At 55.6% G+C, this 17,330-nt stretch carries 17 protein-coding genes; 3 read left to right on the top strand and 14 right to left on the bottom strand.

The genetic code is table 11. From position 1 onward, the window contains the following. Positions 1 to 33: 33 nt before the first annotated feature. Complete coding sequence (proS, locus tag CWR52_RS07965) at positions 34 to 1,752, top strand: proline--tRNA ligase (protein ID WP_104949337.1); 1,719 nt, start codon at positions 34 to 36, stop codon at positions 1,750 to 1,752. A 47-nt stretch (positions 1,753 to 1,799) separates the two neighbouring features. Here the strand turns inward: proS and nlpE are convergent, their stop codons facing one another. From nlpE to CWR52_RS07980, 3 genes are read right to left on the bottom strand one after another with little or no spacing between them, the layout of a single operon-like run. Further along, complete coding sequence (gene nlpE, locus CWR52_RS07970; RefSeq protein WP_104949338.1) at positions 1,800 to 2,498, bottom strand: envelope stress response activation lipoprotein NlpE; 699 nt, start codon at positions 2,496 to 2,498, stop codon at positions 1,800 to 1,802. 34 nt (positions 2,499 to 2,532) lie between these two features. Further along, on the bottom strand, positions 2,533 to 2,955 hold the full coding sequence (gene arfB, locus CWR52_RS07975) for an alternative ribosome rescue aminoacyl-tRNA hydrolase ArfB (RefSeq protein ID WP_104949339.1): 423 nt from the start codon (positions 2,953 to 2,955) through the stop codon (positions 2,533 to 2,535). Beyond that, on the bottom strand, positions 2,952 to 3,497 hold the full coding sequence (locus CWR52_RS07980; protein WP_021240481.1) for a YaeQ family protein: 546 nt from the start codon (positions 3,495 to 3,497) through the stop codon (positions 2,952 to 2,954). Before CWR52_RS07980 ends, arfB begins: the two co-directional genes overlap by 4 nt. Before the next feature lie 196 nt (positions 3,498 to 3,693). Here CWR52_RS07980 and CWR52_RS07985 point away from each other — a divergent pair, with 196 nt between their 5' ends. Continuing rightward, the gene (locus tag CWR52_RS07985; RefSeq protein WP_008501889.1) at positions 3,694 to 3,894 is read left to right on the top strand and encodes a YaeP family protein; all 201 of its coding nucleotides are present in this window, start codon (positions 3,694 to 3,696) and stop codon (positions 3,892 to 3,894) included. Continuing rightward, positions 3,881 to 4,141, top strand: coding sequence for a Rho-binding antiterminator (gene rof / locus CWR52_RS07990; RefSeq protein ID WP_024907532.1), 261 nt, complete (start codon positions 3,881 to 3,883; stop codon positions 4,139 to 4,141). The genes CWR52_RS07985 and rof overlap by 14 nt, the downstream gene beginning before the upstream one ends. A gap of 28 nt (positions 4,142 to 4,169) precedes the next feature. Here the strand turns inward: rof and tilS are convergent, their stop codons facing one another. The 11 genes from tilS to skp all read right to left on the bottom strand — a co-directional run bounded on the left by tilS (position 4,170) and on the right by skp (position 17,313). Then, positions 4,170 to 5,459, bottom strand: a complete 1,290-nt coding sequence (tilS, locus tag CWR52_RS07995) for a tRNA lysidine(34) synthetase TilS (protein ID WP_104949340.1) — start codon at positions 5,457 to 5,459, stop codon at positions 4,170 to 4,172. 58 nt (positions 5,460 to 5,517) lie between these two features. Next, positions 5,518 to 5,907: a VOC family protein gene (locus CWR52_RS08000; protein ID WP_008501893.1), complete on the bottom strand. Its 390-nt coding sequence runs from the start codon at positions 5,905 to 5,907 to the stop codon at positions 5,518 to 5,520. 65 nt (positions 5,908 to 5,972) lie between these two features. Then, complete coding sequence (locus tag CWR52_RS08005; RefSeq protein WP_104949341.1) at positions 5,973 to 8,105, bottom strand: lysine decarboxylase LdcC; 2,133 nt, start codon at positions 8,103 to 8,105, stop codon at positions 5,973 to 5,975. Between the two features lie 100 nt (positions 8,106 to 8,205). Next, positions 8,206 to 9,165, bottom strand: coding sequence for an acetyl-CoA carboxylase carboxyl transferase subunit alpha (gene accA, locus CWR52_RS08010; RefSeq protein ID WP_008501895.1), 960 nt, complete (start codon positions 9,163 to 9,165; stop codon positions 8,206 to 8,208). Positions 9,166 to 9,177: 12 nt separating this feature from the next. Further along, a complete protein-coding gene (gene dnaE, locus CWR52_RS08015) occupies positions 9,178 to 12,660 on the bottom strand; it encodes a DNA polymerase III subunit alpha (protein WP_045355195.1) in 3,483 nt (1,160 codons plus the stop codon). Between the two features lie 38 nt (positions 12,661 to 12,698). Then, complete coding sequence (gene rnhB, locus CWR52_RS08020; RefSeq protein ID WP_045907841.1) at positions 12,699 to 13,295, bottom strand: ribonuclease HII; 597 nt, start codon at positions 13,293 to 13,295, stop codon at positions 12,699 to 12,701. Further along, positions 13,292 to 14,440: a lipid-A-disaccharide synthase gene (lpxB, locus tag CWR52_RS08025; protein WP_104949342.1), complete on the bottom strand. Its 1,149-nt coding sequence runs from the start codon at positions 14,438 to 14,440 to the stop codon at positions 13,292 to 13,294. Before lpxB ends, rnhB begins: the two co-directional genes overlap by 4 nt. Continuing rightward, complete coding sequence (lpxA, locus tag CWR52_RS08030) at positions 14,440 to 15,228, bottom strand: acyl-ACP--UDP-N-acetylglucosamine O-acyltransferase (protein WP_045907839.1); 789 nt, start codon at positions 15,226 to 15,228, stop codon at positions 14,440 to 14,442. The genes lpxB and lpxA overlap by 1 nt, the downstream gene beginning before the upstream one ends. Before the next feature lie 3 nt (positions 15,229 to 15,231). Continuing rightward, positions 15,232 to 15,687: a 3-hydroxyacyl-ACP dehydratase FabZ gene (gene fabZ, locus CWR52_RS08035; RefSeq protein ID WP_010426706.1), complete on the bottom strand. Its 456-nt coding sequence runs from the start codon at positions 15,685 to 15,687 to the stop codon at positions 15,232 to 15,234. A 102-nt stretch (positions 15,688 to 15,789) separates the two neighbouring features. After that, entirely contained in the window at positions 15,790 to 16,815 is a 1,026-nt protein-coding gene (gene lpxD / locus CWR52_RS08040; RefSeq protein WP_104949343.1) for a UDP-3-O-(3-hydroxymyristoyl)glucosamine N-acyltransferase, read from the bottom strand. A 3-nt stretch (positions 16,816 to 16,818) separates the two neighbouring features. Continuing rightward, positions 16,819 to 17,313: a molecular chaperone Skp gene (gene skp / locus CWR52_RS08045; RefSeq protein WP_023334576.1), complete on the bottom strand. Its 495-nt coding sequence runs from the start codon at positions 17,311 to 17,313 to the stop codon at positions 16,819 to 16,821. Between the last annotated feature and the right edge of the window lie 17 nt (positions 17,314 to 17,330).

The following is a 17,330-nucleotide window of genomic DNA, read 5'->3' on the forward strand; positions in this document are numbered from 1 at the left end:
CTGTTCCAATCGTCGAAATGGAACCGTAACAACATGCGTACTAGCCAATATCTGCTCTCCACTCTGAAGGAGACGCCTGCCGACGCCGAAGTGATCAGCCATCAGCTGATGCTGCGCGCCGGGATGATCCGCAAGCTGGCCTCCGGGTTATACACCTGGCTGCCGACCGGCGTGCGCGTCCTGAAAAAAGTCGAAAACATCGTGCGTGAAGAGATGAACAACGCCGGTGCTATCGAGGTGTCCATGCCTGTGGTTCAGCCCGCTGACCTGTGGCAGGAGAGTGGCCGTTGGGAACAATATGGCCCTGAACTGCTGCGCTTCGTCGATCGCGGCGAGCGTCCGTTTGTTCTCGGCCCAACGCATGAAGAAGTCATTACCGACCTGATTCGTAATGAGCTGAGCTCTTACAAACAGCTGCCGCTGAACTTCTTCCAGATCCAGACCAAGTTCCGTGACGAAGTTCGCCCACGTTTCGGCGTTATGCGCTCTCGCGAATTCCTGATGAAAGATGCCTACTCTTTCCATACCTCTCAGGAATCCCTGCAAGAGACGTACGACGCAATGTACGCGGCATACAGCAAAATCTTCTCCCGCATGGGTCTGGATTTCCGCGCTGTGCAGGCTGATACCGGCTCCATCGGCGGTAGCGCATCCCATGAGTTCCAGGTTCTGGCGCAGAGCGGTGAAGACGATGTGATCTTCTCTGACTCCTCTGATTACGCGGCGAACATCGAATTTGCAGAAGCGCTGGCACCAAAAGAACCGCGTGCTGCGGCAACGCAAGAGATGACGCTGGTTGATACGCCAAACGCGAAAACCATTGCCGAGCTGGTTGAGCAGTTCAATCTGCCGATCGAAAAAACCGTTAAGACCCTGCTGGTGAAATCCACCGAAGGGAGCGCTTACCCGCTGGTTGCCCTGCTGGTGCGTGGCGATCACGAGCTCAACGAAGTGAAAGCCGAGAAGCTGCCGCAGGTCGCCAGCCCGCTGACGTTCGCCACGGAAGCGGAAATCCGCGCCGTGGTCAATGCTGGGCCAGGTTCTCTCGGTCCGGTGAATATGCCGGTGCCTGTTGTTATTGACCGCACGGTAGCCGCGATGAGCGACTTCTCCGCTGGTGCGAACATCGACGGTAAACACTACTTCGGCATCAACTGGGATCGCGACGTGGCGACGCCGGAAGTGGCTGACATCCGTAACGTGGTCGCAGGCGACCCAAGCCCGGACGGTCAGGGTAGCCTGATGATCAAGCGCGGTATCGAAGTGGGTCACATCTTCCAGCTGGGCGATAAATACTCGCGCGCGCTGAACGCCGCCGTTCAGGGTGAAGATGGCCGTAACCAGATCCTGACCATGGGTTGCTACGGTATCGGGGTGACGCGCGTGGTAGCTGCGGCGATTGAGCAGAACTACGACGAGCGCGGCATCGTCTGGCCGGACAACATCGCACCGTTCCAGGTCGCTATTCTGCCAATGAACATGCACAAGTCTTACCGCGTGCAGGAGCTGGCCGAGAAGCTGTATGCCGAGCTGCGTGCGCAGGGTATCGAAGTGCTGATGGATGACCGTAAAGAGCGTCCGGGCGTGATGTTTGCCGATATGGAACTGATCGGTATCCCACACACCGTCGTGATCGGCGACCGTAACCTCGATAGCGACGAGATTGAATACAAATACCGTCGCAGCGGCGAAAAACAGATGATCAAGACCGGCGACATTCTTGATTACCTGGTGAAAGCCATCAAAGGCTAAACAAAAAACCCCGCTCAGGCGGGGTTTTTTAATGGCGCTACGTCAGCTTATTTGCTGTTACAGTCTTTGCCCGCAATAAATTTCGCGTCTTTGTCCGCCACCAGCGTTTTCACCATCTCTCCGCTATCCGGGTTTGGCTCCAGCGTAAAGTGACCGTCCACCGTCAGCAATATCGGCTTGCTGTCATTGCCGCGCGCCACAGCGTAATCACGCTCAAGCTGGGCATTGTTTGCCACGCTAACCTTCTTGCCGGTTGCGCAGTCGGTAAAGATCGCCGCATCCGCCATATAGAAGTACATCCCGCGCATTGCCATCGGCGTCGCGGGCAGAGCCGCTTTCACCGGCGCCAGCGTGTAGTTGAACTGGGATTCAATAGGATTACCTTCGCGGTCGAGCATCTCCATGCTGTCACCTTTAGGGCGGAACCAGGTTTTCTCGCCGGTGGTATCGGTGAGGACAAGCTTCTCCGCCGTTCGCGCCCATGTTCCATAAGTCGCAAAAGAAGAAGGCTCTTTCCCGCCCTGATAGCGCTGGTTCATCACCCAGGTGCCGTCTTTTTGCAGGAACAGGGACGTTTCAATGCCTTCACAGTCCGCGCAAGGCAATACGCCGCGCCAGCTCTGCTGCATTGGTTTTAATTCTTCCGTTTGCGTGGGTTGCAAAACCTGCGTTTCTGAACGGTTGTTACACCCGAAAAGCGCAAACAGCGTACTCACTGCCAGCGCTGACCATAATGCTTTTTTCACAATGAATTCCTTATGAAATTTGTGTTCCCTTTCGTCACTCTGTCGGGCGACGAACTTTACCGCGTAATGCTTTCACTGTGGATTTTTGGGCCTTCGAGGACAGCCGACGCTCTTTCGATGCGCGGGTTGGCCGCGTTGCCCGGCGGCTTTTTTGTACTGCCGTTAATTCTTTGATGACCGCCACCAGCCTGGCGATGGCCGCTTCCCGGTTGAGCTCCTGGCTGCGGTACTCCTGGGCTTTGATCACCATCACGCCATCGCTGGTGATGAGGTGATGGCTGGCAGCAAACAGACTTTCTTTATAATACTCTGGCAGGCTTGAGGCCCGAATGTCAAAACGCAAATGGATAGCTGTTGAGGCCTTGTTGACGTGCTGCCCACCGGCCCCCTGAGCACGGATGGCGGTGATCTCCAGCTCGTTGTCCGGAATGCTGACGTTTCGGGACAAGACGATCATGAGGCCGGTTGCCACGCCGTTAAATGAATTTCCAGATTATTCTGAGAATCAGAAAGCCAGATGGCGCCATCCTGAATCGTCGCCTGTAACACCATCGTCCGGCTGGCAAAGTCGCTCAGCTGCGCCAGTTGCTCATCATCCAGATACCAGACGGTGAGATTTTTAAACTGTCCGCACTTGCTCTTGTTTTGCTGCCACCAAATCTCTGCAGCACGCTGATTATACGCGAATAAGGCCACTTCAGCGGACTGGGTGCAGGCCTTCTTAATTCTGCGCTCGTCCGGCAGTCCGAGTTCGATCCACAAATCGATACCCAGATGATCGTTGCGCAGCCAGGCTTCAGGCTCGTCTTCTGCGCTTAACCCACGGGTAAACTGCAAACGCTCGTCAGCGTATTTAATCCACGCCAGCAGGCGCAGCATCATGCGCTCCTGGGTTTCGGAGGGGTGGCGTGCCAGCGTCAGCGAGGCGTCCAGGAACTGGTTGCGATCAAGATCGGCCACATTAACCACTGCTTTATAGATTGTCGCTTTCAGCGCCATGAGAGAACTCCATTCGAATCAGGCGCTCATTGTAGCGAAAACCGCGGCAAAAGGCTGTTGTAGGGTGATAAATACACCGCTATCAAGGCGCTGATATTGCTTAAATGAGTATGGTATAGTCACCTTGCTAAACCGAGTTTATCTTCGTAGGCTTAATGATATCTCACAGTAAGTCAGTGCGCTGGCGGGAGGGGATGTGAATAATTATTGTGAGTTAATTCGCAAACGGTATGCGGAAATCGCCAGCGGAGATCTGGGGTATGTCCCGGATGCGTTGGGCTGTGTATTGAAAGTGCTTAATGAAGTGGCCTCTGATGAGAGCCTTTCAGAGTCGGTCAGGGAAAAAGCAGCGTATGCTGCGGCGAATTTACTGGTGAGCGATTATGTCGATGAATGATACTTATCAACCCATCAATTGTGATGACTATGACAACCTCGAACTCGCCTGCCAGCATCATTTATTACTGACGCTGGAGCTAAAAGATGGCGAAGTGTTGAAGGCGAAAGCCAACGATCTGGTTTCACGTAAGAACGTGGAATACCTGATAGTGGAAGATGCCGGTGCGACGCGTGAGCTGCGTCTGGATAAAATAGCCAGCTTCAGCCACCCGCAAATCGGCACCGTCGTGGTGAGCGAATCCTGATGACACTAACGGGCAGCCAGGCTGCCCGTTACGCTTTCTGCCACTCAAACCTGACCCCGTCTTCCGCCCATCCCGCTTCCGTGATGAAAACCCCTGCTGCAGCAATCAACGTTTCACCATAGAACAACAGCGGCGTGGTGTCGCGCAGCCACGGCGGCACGTTGCACTCCTGCCAGATTTTCTTCAGCTTCCGACCTCCGTTACGCCCGACAATATGCAGCATGCCGCCGGCCTTAAAGCGCACGGTGACCGCTTCACCTGGCTTCGGCAGCCGCACATGACCAGACGATATAAGAGAGACACGTCCTGCCTCAGCGGGCAATATCAGCGGAAGCTCAGGAGAAAGCCAGTCGAGCACCATACCGGTCAGGCAGGGCGTTGATTTTACCCACCAGAGCTCCCCTTTATAGCGTCTTACGTCAAAACCGTTCAGATGGACGCGCGGGGAAGCATCATCCCGCGCAAGGGCAACCTCGTCCCAGATACGACTCAGCATCGCCCGCGACGGCATCGCAGCGTGATGAGAGGCCAGCCAGCGTCGTAGCAGCGCTGCGCGACGTACCGGGCTCATCGCTGTCAGCGGTGCAATCGCCAGCGCTCCGTCTTCAGAAATCAGTTCAGCCAGCTCGTCACTCAACAGCTCGTCAAGCAGCGATTCCTGTTCGGCGCACAGCATAGCGCTTCTTGCCGTCGCGTCGGCAAAATGCGGCCAGCGCTCGCTCAATAGCGGGAGGACGCGCAGACGCAGAAAGTTACGATCATAGCCGTCATCCTGGTTACTCTCATCTTCGATCCAGCTCAGCTGATGTTCTCGCGCCCAGGCTTCAAGCGAGGCGCGCGTCTCGCCAAGCAGCGGACGCAGTAACGTTGTGCCGGCAAATGCCGAACGCGCCGGCATGGCAGAAAGCCCCGCCGGTCCGCTTCCCCGCTTAAGCGCCAGCAGAAAGGTTTCACACTGATCGTCCAGATGCTGGGCCGTAACCAGTACTTCTCCTGTACGTAATGCCCCGGCAAACGCGGCATAGCGGGCTTTACGCGCCTGTGCCTCAATGCCCAGCCCTTCCTCCTCAAGCGTGACGCGCTCGACGAGGAGCGGGATCGCCCATGCCGTACACAAGGCTTCGCAGTGCGCCACCCACTCCTCTGCGTGAGGACTTAATCCGTGATGAATATGTATCGCCCGCAGCTGGACGTCAGGCTCCTGGTCGCGCCAGCGTTTAAGACGATGGAGCAGAACGGTGGAATCCAGGCCGCCGCTAAACCCCACCAGCAGCTGGCGGTACGGTGAAACGGCGTGTGCGATAGCGGGTAAGGTCATAGGGAATTACACATAAAAAATGCCCGAACTGAGCGGGCATTATCACACAGGACGAAGATTACTGCTGATAAAGCTCCAGCGGCAGGCCGTCCGGGTCGTTGAAAAAGGTAAAGCGCTTGTCGGTGAACGGATCGACGCGGATTGCTTCACACGTCACGCCGTGCGCTTCCAGATGTTTTACTGCGCTATCCAGGTCATCGACGCTGAAGGCGAGATGGCGCAGGCCGCAGGCTTCCGGGCGGGACGGACGCGCAGGCGGAAAAGGAAAAGAGAACAGTTCAATCACATACTGCCCGTTTAACGCCAGGTCGCCCTTCCAGGAGTCGCGCTCCTCACGGTACGCCTCGCTCAACAGCGTAAAGCCGAGAATGTCGCAGTAGAAGGCCTTACTTTTCGCGTAATCGGTCGCAATGATCGCAATATGATGAACAGCTTTTAAACCCAGCATAGCTTCTCCTTTTTATGATGCCTGAACGTTACAACCGAAAACCCGCACCATGCAAGCGGTCACCCTTATTTTAGGACTCGCACCCAGTAAACGCCGTTTTCGTCGCGCTTCGCACCGTGGATATCCGTCTCAAAACCGGGGTAGTGACGCCCTACCGAACAGAGCATCAGCAGGAAATCGAGCACGGCCCGACTCTCCTCGGTAATCATCTCTCCTGGCATCAGGAGCGGTACGCCCGGCGGGTAAGGCAGGATCATGTTGGCCGATACGCGCCCGACCAGATTTTCCAGCTCGACGGTTTCGACCTCCCCTCTCACCTGGCGTTGCCACGCCTTGTGCGGGGTAAACTTCATCTCCGGCAACACATCAAACGCCTGAAGCATCAGACGCGGCAGATCGTGCTGACGGATCAGCCTGTGGATCCCCTGGGCCAGATCCTGAATGCGCATATTACGGTAGAAGTCGGGATCCTCCGCATAGAGATCCGGCAGCATGTTCTTCACCCGCAGGTTGAGATCGTAGGCGCGCTTGAACTCCATCAGACCGCGCAACAGCCCCATCGCCCGGGTTTTATCAATACCAATACTGAACAGGAACAGCAGGTTATAGGGCCCGGTCTTCTCCACCACCACGCCACGTTCATCAAGGAATTTCGCGACCAACGCGGCCGGAATACCTTCCTCGCTCATCTTTCCCTGCTCATCCATGCCTGGCGTCAGGATCGTTACTTTTACCGGGTCGAGGAACATATGGTCGCAATCGGCATCCCGGAAACCATGCCAGTCTTCGCCGGGCGAGACGGGCCAGCACTCCGCCTCATCAATCTCTTCCGGCTGCCAGATATCAAAGAACCAGCCGTCGGCTTCCTCTTTCAGCCGCTGAACCTCTTTGCGGAAATGCAGCGCGCGCTCCACCGAACGGTTGATGAGACGTTTGCCCGGATTGCCGCGCAGCATCGCCGCGGCCGTTTCGATAGACGCCACCAGCGGGTAGCTCGGTGAAGTGGTAGTGTGCATCATAAAGGCTTCGTTGAACGTGTCTTCGTCGTACTCACCTTTGATGTGGATAAGCGAAGCCTGGGAAAATGCTGCCAGCATTTTGTGCGTCGACTGCGTTTCGAAGAATACTTTACCCGGCACGCGCTCACCGCTCATGCCGCTCTTACCCGCGTAAATCGGGTGGAAATTGGTGTACGGTACCCATGCGGAATCGAAGTGGATCGACGGCACGTCCAGCGTCTTTTTGATCCAGTTCGTGTTGTACAGCAGACCGTCATAGGTCGAGTTGGTGATCACCGCATGGACAGGCCAGCTTGCGCCAGGCACTGCCGCGACCTTGCTTTCAATGGCTTCATGCATGAACTCCCGGCGCGGAATACCACCAAGAATACCGAGCGCGTTACGCGTGGGTGACAGCCAGAGCGGTACGACGTCGCTCATCATCAGCAGGTGCGCCAGCGACTTATGGCAGTTACGGTCAATCAGCAGGGTGCTGCCCGCAGGCGCAGCGTACATTCCGACGATTTTGTTCGAGGTCGAGGTGCCGTTGGTCACCATATAGCTCTGCTCGGCGCCAAAGGTGCGGGCGATATACTCTTCGGCTTCCAGATGCGGGCCGGTATGATCCAGCAGCGAGCCTAATTCGGTGACTGAAATGGACACGTCCGCTTTCAGCGTGTTGCCACCAAAGAAATCATAGAACAGACAGCCCACCGGGCTTTTTTGGTAGGCCGTTCCCGCCATATGGCCCGGCGTACAGAAGGTATATTTTCCCTCTTTCACGTAGGTGAAGAGCGCCCGGGTAAACGGTGGCGTAATGTTATCGAGATATTCATTCGTGTACTGCTGAATGCGGGTCGCAATGTCTTCCGCCACGCCGAGGGAATATTCAAAGAACCACAGCGCCATACGCATATCATTGGCGCTGACGTCCATGGTTGAGTGGGTATTAATAAAGGCGTACAACGGGAGATATTCGTTCAGCTTGTTGATGTCGCTGCACAGTTCGAGGTCATATTCATCCCAGTCGAAGATCACGCCACAGATACGCGGGTTATGCTCGATGAACTTCAGCAGATCGGCGCTGTTGTGCGGCCAGATTAGCTGATACCCGCGCGACTGCAGGGCTTGCTCCAGCTCCTTAATCGGCTCATCTTTATAAAAGACGCCGTGTGGCCCCATAACGGCAATGATATTCATGGGCTTCCTCCTTAAAAAACATTAGCTAAGCATAGTCCGGCTAAACCGCAGGTATAAAAAAAGCCGCAACATTGTGCGGCTTTTCAGATAATTGTGAAGCTTACGCGTAGCCGTAAGTCATCAGACGCTGGTAACGGCGGTTGAGCAGATCTTCTTTGCTCAGCACGTCCAGGTCGGCCAGATCGGCCAGCAGCTGCGCTTTCAGGGACGCGGCCATCACTTCCGGCTTACGATGTGCACCACCCAGCGGTTCCGGGATGATGGAATCGATCAGCTTAAGCTCTTTCAGACGTGGTGCAATGATGCCCATCGCTTCGGCAGCCAGAGGTGCTTTGTCGGCACTTTTCCACAGAATGGACGCACAGCCTTCCGGGGAGATAACGGAATAGGTGCTGTACTGCAGCATATTCACTTTATCACCCACGCCAATCGCCAGCGCGCCACCGGAACCCCCTTCACCGATAACGGTACAGATGACCGGCACCTTCAGACGAGACATCTCGCGCAGGTTGCGCGCGATGGCTTCAGACTGACCGCGCTCTTCCGCGCCCACGCCAGGGTAGGCACCCGGGGTGTCGATGAAGGTGATGATTGGCATGTTGAAACGCTCAGCCATCTCCATCAGACGCAGGGCTTTACGGTAGCCTTCTGGGGCTGGCATACCGAAGTTACGACGGATTTTCTCTTTGGTTTCACGACCTTTCTGATGACCAATGATCATCACCGGGCGCCCGTCCAGACGCGCGATACCGCCCACGATAGCTTTATCGTCAGCGTATGCGCGATCGCCTGCCAGTTCGTCAAATTCGTCAAACGCCAGGCGGACATAATCCAGGGTGTACGGACGCTGTGGGTGGCGAGCCAGCTGGGCCACCTGCCATGCGCCGAGATCGGCAAAGATTTTGCGCGTCAGTTCTACGCTTTTCTCGCGCAGACGATGCACTTCTTCGTCGATGTTAATATCCAGTTTTTCATCCTGACGGCTTACCGCTGTCAGAGAATCGATTTTCGCTTCCAGCTCAGCAATCGGCTGTTCGAAATCAAGGAAATTCAGACTCATAGTATTCCTGTATTAGTCAAACTCCAGTTCCACCTGCTCCGAACCAATGAGGCCACGGAGATCGTTCAGTAAACGATCGCTCGGAGAGACACGCCACGTTGCACCAAAGCGCAACCGCGCACGTGCATCCGCCCTCTGATAGTAGAGATGTACTGGAATTGTCCCCGAGCGGTGGGGTTCCAGAGACTGACGGAGTCGGTTTAAAAGCTGGTCATCAATTTGCCTGTCCGTCAGCGAGATAGCAAGCCCGCGAGCATATTTTTCCCGGGCTTCGTCAATGTCCATCACTTCGCGGGCGGTCATTTTAAGCCCCCCACTGAAGTCATCAAAGCTGACCTGTCCGCTGACGATAAGTATGCGGTCTTTTTCCAGCAATTGCTGGTATTTATCCAGCGCGTCGGTGAACAGCATCACCTCCAGACGCCCGGAACGGTCATCCAACGTACAGATGCCGATACGATTGCCGCGCTTGGTGACCATAACCCTTGCAGCAATCACGAGCCCCGCAGCCGTGGTGATTTTACCACGTTCTGTCGGATGCATGTCTTTTAGCCTGTGGCCGCCGACATAGCGCTCAATTTCTTTAATGTACTGGTTGATCGGGTGACCCGTCAGGTACAAGCCTAACGTTTCACGCTCGCCGTCCAGCACCACCTGTTCTGGCCACGGCTGGCAGTTGGAATACGACTGTTCAATCTGCTCCGGCTCTTCCGCCAGCACCCCGAACATATCCGCCTGGCCAATGGCTTCCGCTTTCGCGTGCTGATCCGCCGCTTTCAGGGCGTCGCCCAGCGAGTTCATCAGCGCGGCGCGATGCGGCCCCAGCCTGTCGAACGCGCCGGACATGATCAGTTTTTCCAGCACGCGGCGGTTCAGTTTTTTGGTATCGGTACGGGCGCAAAGATCGAACAGCTCGCGGAAATAGCCGCCGTTGTTACGCGCTTCGATGATCGCCTCGATCGGCCCCTCACCCACGCCTTTGATCGCGCCGATCCCGTAGACGATCTCCCCGTCGTCATTGACGTGGAAATGGTAAAGACCCGAGTTGATATCCGGCGGCAGGATCTTCAGTCCCATGCGCCAGCACTCATCCACCAGCCCTACCACCTTCTCGGTGTTGTCCATGTCCGCGGTCATTACCGCAGCCATAAACTCAGCAGGATAGTGCGCCTTCAGCCACAGCGTTTGATACGACACCAAAGCATAGGCGGCGGAGTGAGATTTGTTAAATCCGTACCCGGCGAATTTCTCCACCAGGTCGAAGATTTTCATCGCCAGCTCGCCGTCGACGCCATTTTTCTTCGCACCGTCTTCAAAGATAGAGCGCTGCTTGGCCATCTCTTCCGGCTTTTTCTTACCCATCGCACGACGCAGCATGTCCGCGCCGCCGAGGGTATAGCCGGAAAGCACCTGGGCGATCTGCATCACCTGTTCCTGGTACAGGATGATGCCGTAGGTGGGCTCCAGCACCGGCTTCAGGCTTTCGTGCTGCCACTGAACGTCCGGGTAGGAAATCTCTTCGCGCCCGTGCTTACGGTCGATAAAGTTATCTACCATCCCTGACTGCAGCGGGCCCGGACGGAACAGGGCAACCAGTGCGATCATATCTTCGAAGCAGTCGGGCTGCAGACGCTTAATCAGATCTTTCATGCCGCGGGATTCAAGCTGGAAGACGGCGGTGGTCTCCGAGCGCTGCAGCATGTCGAAACTTTTCTTGTCATCCAGCGGGATGGCCGCGATATCCAACGGCGGCTCGCCGTTCTTCTCGCGGCGGGCGTTGATCATCTCCAGCGCCCAGTTAATGATGGTCAACGTACGCAGGCCAAGGAAGTCAAACTTCACCAGCCCGGCGTATTCTACGTCGTTCTTGTCAAACTGGGTAACCGGGTGTTGCCCCGCTTCATCGCAGTAAAGCGGTGCAAAATCCGTAATTTTAGTCGGGGCGATAACCACGCCCCCTGCATGCTTACCGGCGTTACGCGTGACGCCTTCCAGCTTGCGCGCCATGTCGATCAGCGCTTTGACTTCTTCGTCCGCTTCGTAAATTTCCGGCAGCTGCGGTTCAGCCTCAAAGGCTTTTGCCAGCGTCATGCCCGGATCCGGCGGCACCAGTTTAGAGATGCGATCGACAAACCCGTACGGGTGGCCCAGCACGCGGCCCACGTCACGGATAACCGCTTTCGCCGCCATCGTACCGAACGTAATGATCTGCGATACTGCGTCACGGCCGTACATATCGGCCACGTGCTCAATCACCTGGTCGCGTTTCTCCATACAGAAGTCAACGTCGAAGTCGGGCATCGAGACACGTTCCGGGTTGAGGAAACGTTCGAACAGCAGGTCGAATTCCAGCGGATCGAGGTCGGTAATTTTTAGCGCATACGCCACCAGCGAACCTGCACCGGAGCCACGCCCCGGACCTACCGGCACGCCGTTATCCTTCGACCACTGGATAAACTCCATAACGATCAGGAAGTAGCCCGGGAAGCCCATCTGGTTGATCACCTGGAGTTCAATGTCCAGGCGTTCGTCATATTCAGGGCGACGCTTTTTACGCTCTTCTTCATCCGGGAACAGGAATTCCAGACGCTCTTCCAGACCTTCTTTTGATTTCGCGACCAGGAAATCTTCCGTGGTCATGTCTCCCGTCGGGAACTGCGGCAGGAAGTATTCGCCGAGGCGGACGGTGACGTTGCAGCGCTTGGCAATCTCTACGCTGTTTTCCAGCGCTTCGGGGATATCGGAGAAGAGCTCACACATCTCCTCTTCGCTGCGCATGTACTGTTGTGCAGAGTAATTACGCGGTCGCTTCGGATCGTCGAGGGTGAAACCATCATGGATCGCCACGCGAATCTCATGCGCGTCGAAATCACCCGCCTCAAGGAACCGCACGTCGTTGGTGGCCACCACGGGCAACCCGCGCTCTTCTGCGAGCGCCACCGCTGCATGAAGATAGCTCTCTTCATCCTGACGGCCGGTACGGATCAACTCCAGGTAATAACGATTCGGGAAATATTCTTCATAGAACGAGACGCATTGATCCACCAGCGCGCTATTGCCGCGCAGCAGACATTTGCCGACGTCACCCATACGGCCACCCGAGATCAGCAGCAGCCCTTCGTTCAGCTCGGCCAGCCAGTCACGGTCGATCCACGGCCCCAGCGCGCCATAGCCGCGCTGATAGGCTTTTGAGATAAGCAGGGTGAGGTTTTGATAACCCGTGTTGTTCATCGCCAGCACGGAGATTTGCGTCATTTCATCGCCGATGAGATCGCTCTGCACATGAAAATCTGCACCGACGATGGGCTTCATCCCCGCGCCGTGCGCCGTTCCGTAGAACTTCACCAGGCCACACAGGTTGGTAAAATCGGTGATCGCCAGCGCGGGCATGCCAAGGGAGGCCGCCTTTTTTACCAGCGGCCCGGTCTTCGCCAGCCCATCGATCATGGAGTAGTCGCTATGCACCCGCAGGTGTACGAAACGTGGTTCAGCCATCTTCAGATTCCGCGTTACTTAATTGCTTGCGTAATGATTCAGGACACCCGTCCCAGGGCGCGTTTCACCGGGCCAAAACTGCGCCGATGGTGTTCGGTTGCGCCATGTTCAGCCAGCCTCTCCAGGTGGAAAGGTGTGGGATATCCCTTATGCTGGGCGAAACCATACTGAGGGTAAGTGAGGTCCAGCGCGGCCATTTCGGCGTCGCGTGTCACTTTGGCAATAATAGAAGCTGCGCTAATTTCTGCGACCCGGCTATCGCCCTTGACCACTGCCATTGAAGGCATGGGCAATGCCGGACAGCGGTTGCCGTCAATCAGGACATATTCAGGGGCGATTTTCAGCCCCGCTACCGCACGCTGCATCGCCAGCATCGTGGCGTGCAAAATATTCAGCTCGTCTATCTCATGCGGTTCAGCGCGCCCGAGACTCCAGGCCAGCGCTTTCTCCTGAATCTCACTAAACAGCGCCAGCCGGCGCTTTTCAGACAATTTTTTAGAATCGTTCAGCCCGACGATCGGCCGAGCCGGATCGAGGATCACCGCAGCGGTCACCACGGCTCCCACTAACGGACCACGACCCACTTCATCCACGCCCGCCACAAGGTGGGTGTGAGGATAAACAAATTCCATCATTTTGCTAACTCCAGCACCGCATCGGCCGCTTGCTCATCAGCATGACAGCGGATCCGTTGATGCAGTTCGCGGAAGGTATCGTGCATCTGGTGGCTGGTTTTACCGTTGGCGAGTAGCGGCAGCAGCGCCTCCGCCAACGCCTGCGGCTGGCACTCATCCTGCAACAGCTCTTTCACCAGCTCGCGCCCGGCAAGCAGGTTTGGCAGGGAGACATAATCCGTTTTCACCAGACGTTTTGCCAGCCAGAAGGTAAACGGCTTCATGCGATAACCGACCACCATCGGGCATTTCGCCAGCATACACTCCAGCGCCGCCGTGCCGGAGGCCAGCAGTGCGGCATCGCTCGCATACATTGCTTCCCGCCCTTGCCCGTCCAGAAGACGGACGTGAAGATCCGGGGCGACGTCTGCTTTGATGCGCTCAAACTGCTCGCGGCGTTTGGCATTCACCAGCGGCACGACCACTTCGAGATCGGGGTACGTCTGGCGGAGAATTTGCGCTGTCTTGAGGAAATCAGCGCTCAGCATCTCCACTTCTGCGCCACGGCTGCCCGGCAGCAAGGCCAGACAGTGCACATCATGGGGGATACCCAGCACGTCGCGCGCCGCGTTTTTATCCGGATCCAGTGGCATTGCATCCGCCATGGTATGACCGATAAAACGGCACGGAACATTAAATCTGTCGTAAAACGCTTTTTCGAAAGGCAGGAAAGCCAGCACCAGGTGGGTGGACCGTCCGATTTTGAAAACGCGTTTCTGTCGCCACGCCCAGACGGACGGACTGACGTAGTGAATGGTTTTAATACCCTGCTTTTTCAGGTTCCCTTCGAGGGTAATATTGAAATCAGGTGCATCGATACCGACAAACACATCGGGTTTGAGTTCGGTAAAGCGGCGGGTGAGATCGGCACGAATGTGCAGCAAACGGCGCAGCCGTCCCAGCACCTCAACGATACCCATCACGGCCAGCTCTTCCATTTCGTACCAGGCTTCACAGCCTTCGGCCTGCATCAGCGGGCCAGCAACGCCGACAAAGCGAGCATTGGGTACACGCGCCTTAAGCGCACGGATGAGACCTGCACCAAGAATATCGCCGGAGGTTTCTCCGGCGACCAGGGCTATCGTAAGCGGACGACTGTCGACCATTAACGAATCAGACCCCTTGTTGAACGGTCAAAGAACTCCATGAACGCGTCCACTTCCGGGTGCTTTTTCGCCAGTTCGGCAATTTCCGGCTTCGCCTCTTCCAGCGTTTTACCGCTGCGGTACAGCAGTTTGTACGCGTTGCGGATGGCAGTAATCGCTTCGCGACTAAAGCCACGACGCTTGAGGCCTTCGATGTTCACGCCAAACGGCGTGGCATGGTTGCCCTGCGCAATCACATACGGTGGGACGTCCTGCGCCACACCGGAGCATCCACCGACCATCACGTGCGCACCAATGATGCAGAACTGATGGACTGCGGTCATGCCGCCAATAATGGCGAAGTCATCAACCGATACGTGTCCTGCCAGCGTGGCGTTGTTGGCAAGAATACAGCGGTCACCCACGGTACAGTCGTGCGCGATATGCGCATTCACCATAAACAGGTTATCGCTGCCCACCTTCGTCAACCCACCACCCTGTACTGTTCCACGATGAATGGTGACGCTTTCGCGAATACGGTTACGATCGCCAATTTCCAGACGGGTCGACTCACCAGCATATTTCAGATCCTGGTTAACTTCGCCGATGGAGGCGAACTGATAGATCTCGTTATTGCAGCCAATGGTCGTGTGACCATTCACGACAACGTGAGATTTCAGTACTGTACCCTCACCAATTTCGACATGGGGTCCAACAATACAAAACGGGCCAATGTGGACGTTAGCACCAATGATGGCACCGGTTTCCACAATCGCGGTAGGATGAATAAAGGCGGATTTATCAATCACGTATCAGGACTCCCGGCTACGAGCACACATCATCGTCGCTTCGCAAACAACTTTGCCGTCAACCAGCGCTACGCCTTTGAAGCGAGTCAGGCCACGACGCGTTTTTTCAAAAGTGACTTCCATGATCATCTGATCACCAGGCACGACAGGGCGCTTAAAGCGCGCTTCATCAATACCCGCGAAGTAATACAGCTCACCTGGCTCCAGTTTGCCGACGCTTTTGAACGCCAGAATACCGGTAGCCTGAGCCATTGCTTCCAGAATCAACACACCCGGGAAGATAGGCTTACCAGGGAAGTGCCCCTGGAAGAACGGCTCGTTCACGGAAACATTTTTCACTGCGCGCAGAAAACGACCTTCTTCAAAATCCAGCACACGGTCTACCAGCAGAAACGGGTAGCGGTGCGGCAGAAGTTCTAAAATCTCTTCAATATGCAGAGTATGAGTGTCAGTAGTCAAAATACTCTTCCTGTCAAAATGTACTGATAACAATAATAACACGGCCTGCCGGTTTATTAGAAAGCCGACAGGCCGGGAAAAATAGCGTTAAACGGATGACGCTTAGTCTTGTTGATCGATCTTACGCTCAAGGGACTTGAGGCGCTTGCTCATATCATCAATGTTCATCACCAGAGCTGCTGTTTTACGCCATACCTTGTTGGGCTGAAGCGGAATGCCGGAAGAATAGACGCCAGGTTCAGTGATAGGACGCATTACCATGCCCATTCCCGTCACGGTCACCTTGTCGCAGATTTCCATATGGCCATTAATCACGCTCGCACCGCCAATCATGCAATAACGGCCAATTTTCAGGCTGCCCGCCATGATGACGCCACCCGCAACTGCGGTATTGTCGCCAATCACAACGTTATGCGCAATCTGGCACTGGTTATCGATGATAACACCATTGCCAATGATCGTGTCGTCAAGCGCGCCACGGTCAATGGTGGTACAGGCACCGATCTCCACGCGATCGCCAATAATCACGCGACCAAGCTGCGGGATCTTAACCCAGTTACCGCGATCGTTAGCGTAACCAAAGCCATCAGAACCAATCACGGTGCTGGACTGGACGAGGCAGTTTTCGCCAATTTCAACGTCATGGTATACGGACACATTGGCCCATAAACGGGTCCCCGCGCCGATTTTCGTATTTTTCCCAACGAAGCAACCTGGGCCAATGACGACGTTATCACCCAGCACGACGCCGGACTCAATAACCGCGTTGGCGCCCACGGCAACGTTGTTACCCAGCTGCGCCGTGGGATCAATCACTGCACTGGCAGCAATGTTCTGGGCCGGCTGCGGCGTGGTATCAAGAATTTGAGCCATGCGTGCATACGTCAGGTAGGGATTTTTCACTACCAGTGCCGCGCTAGTGGCAAACGGAAGATCGTCCTGCGTCAGAACAACAGCAGACGCCTGGCATTGAGCCAGTTGCTCACGGTACTTAGGGCTTACCATGAAGGTAATCGTGCCAGCTTTAGCAGATTGCATGGACGCAACAGCGGTGATGACGATATCGCCATCACCGTGTAATTCAGCATCCAACTGCTGAGCTAAATCAGCCAGTCGAATTGAAGGCATTACTTATTTAACCTGTTTCAGAACATCAGCGGTGATGTCTTTAACATCGCTGCTGTTGAAAGCAACGGCGTTCGCATCAACAACCAGATCGATGCTCTGATCGGCAGCCACTGCTTTAACAGCGGTCTGAATGCGAGTCACCAGCTTGCCGCGTTCTTCGTTAGAACGACGCTGACGATCCTGCTCGAAAGCCTGCGCTTTCTGGGAGAACGCCTGGCGCTGAGCCATTACGTCTTTTTCCAGCTTGCTGCGGTCGCTTGCTTTCATGGTAGAACCATCACGCTGCAGACGCTGCATTTTGGACTGAAGATCGTTTTCCATACCCTGCAGTTCGCTTGCACGGCCTTTGAATTCGTTTTCCAGAGTCGCAGAAACACCTGTTTTCTGTGCAACCTGCTGGAACAAATTACCCATGTTGACGATTGCAATTTTGTCTGCTGCCTGAGCAGAAGTTGCCATCGCTAAACCGAGACCTGCAGCTAATAACCACTTTTTCACAATTAACTCCTTACCAT

The sequence above is a fragment of the Enterobacter sp. SGAir0187 genome (genome assembly GCF_002952735.2).
GTDB classification, from domain to species: Bacteria; Pseudomonadota; Gammaproteobacteria; order Enterobacterales; family Enterobacteriaceae; genus Enterobacter; species Enterobacter quasiroggenkampii.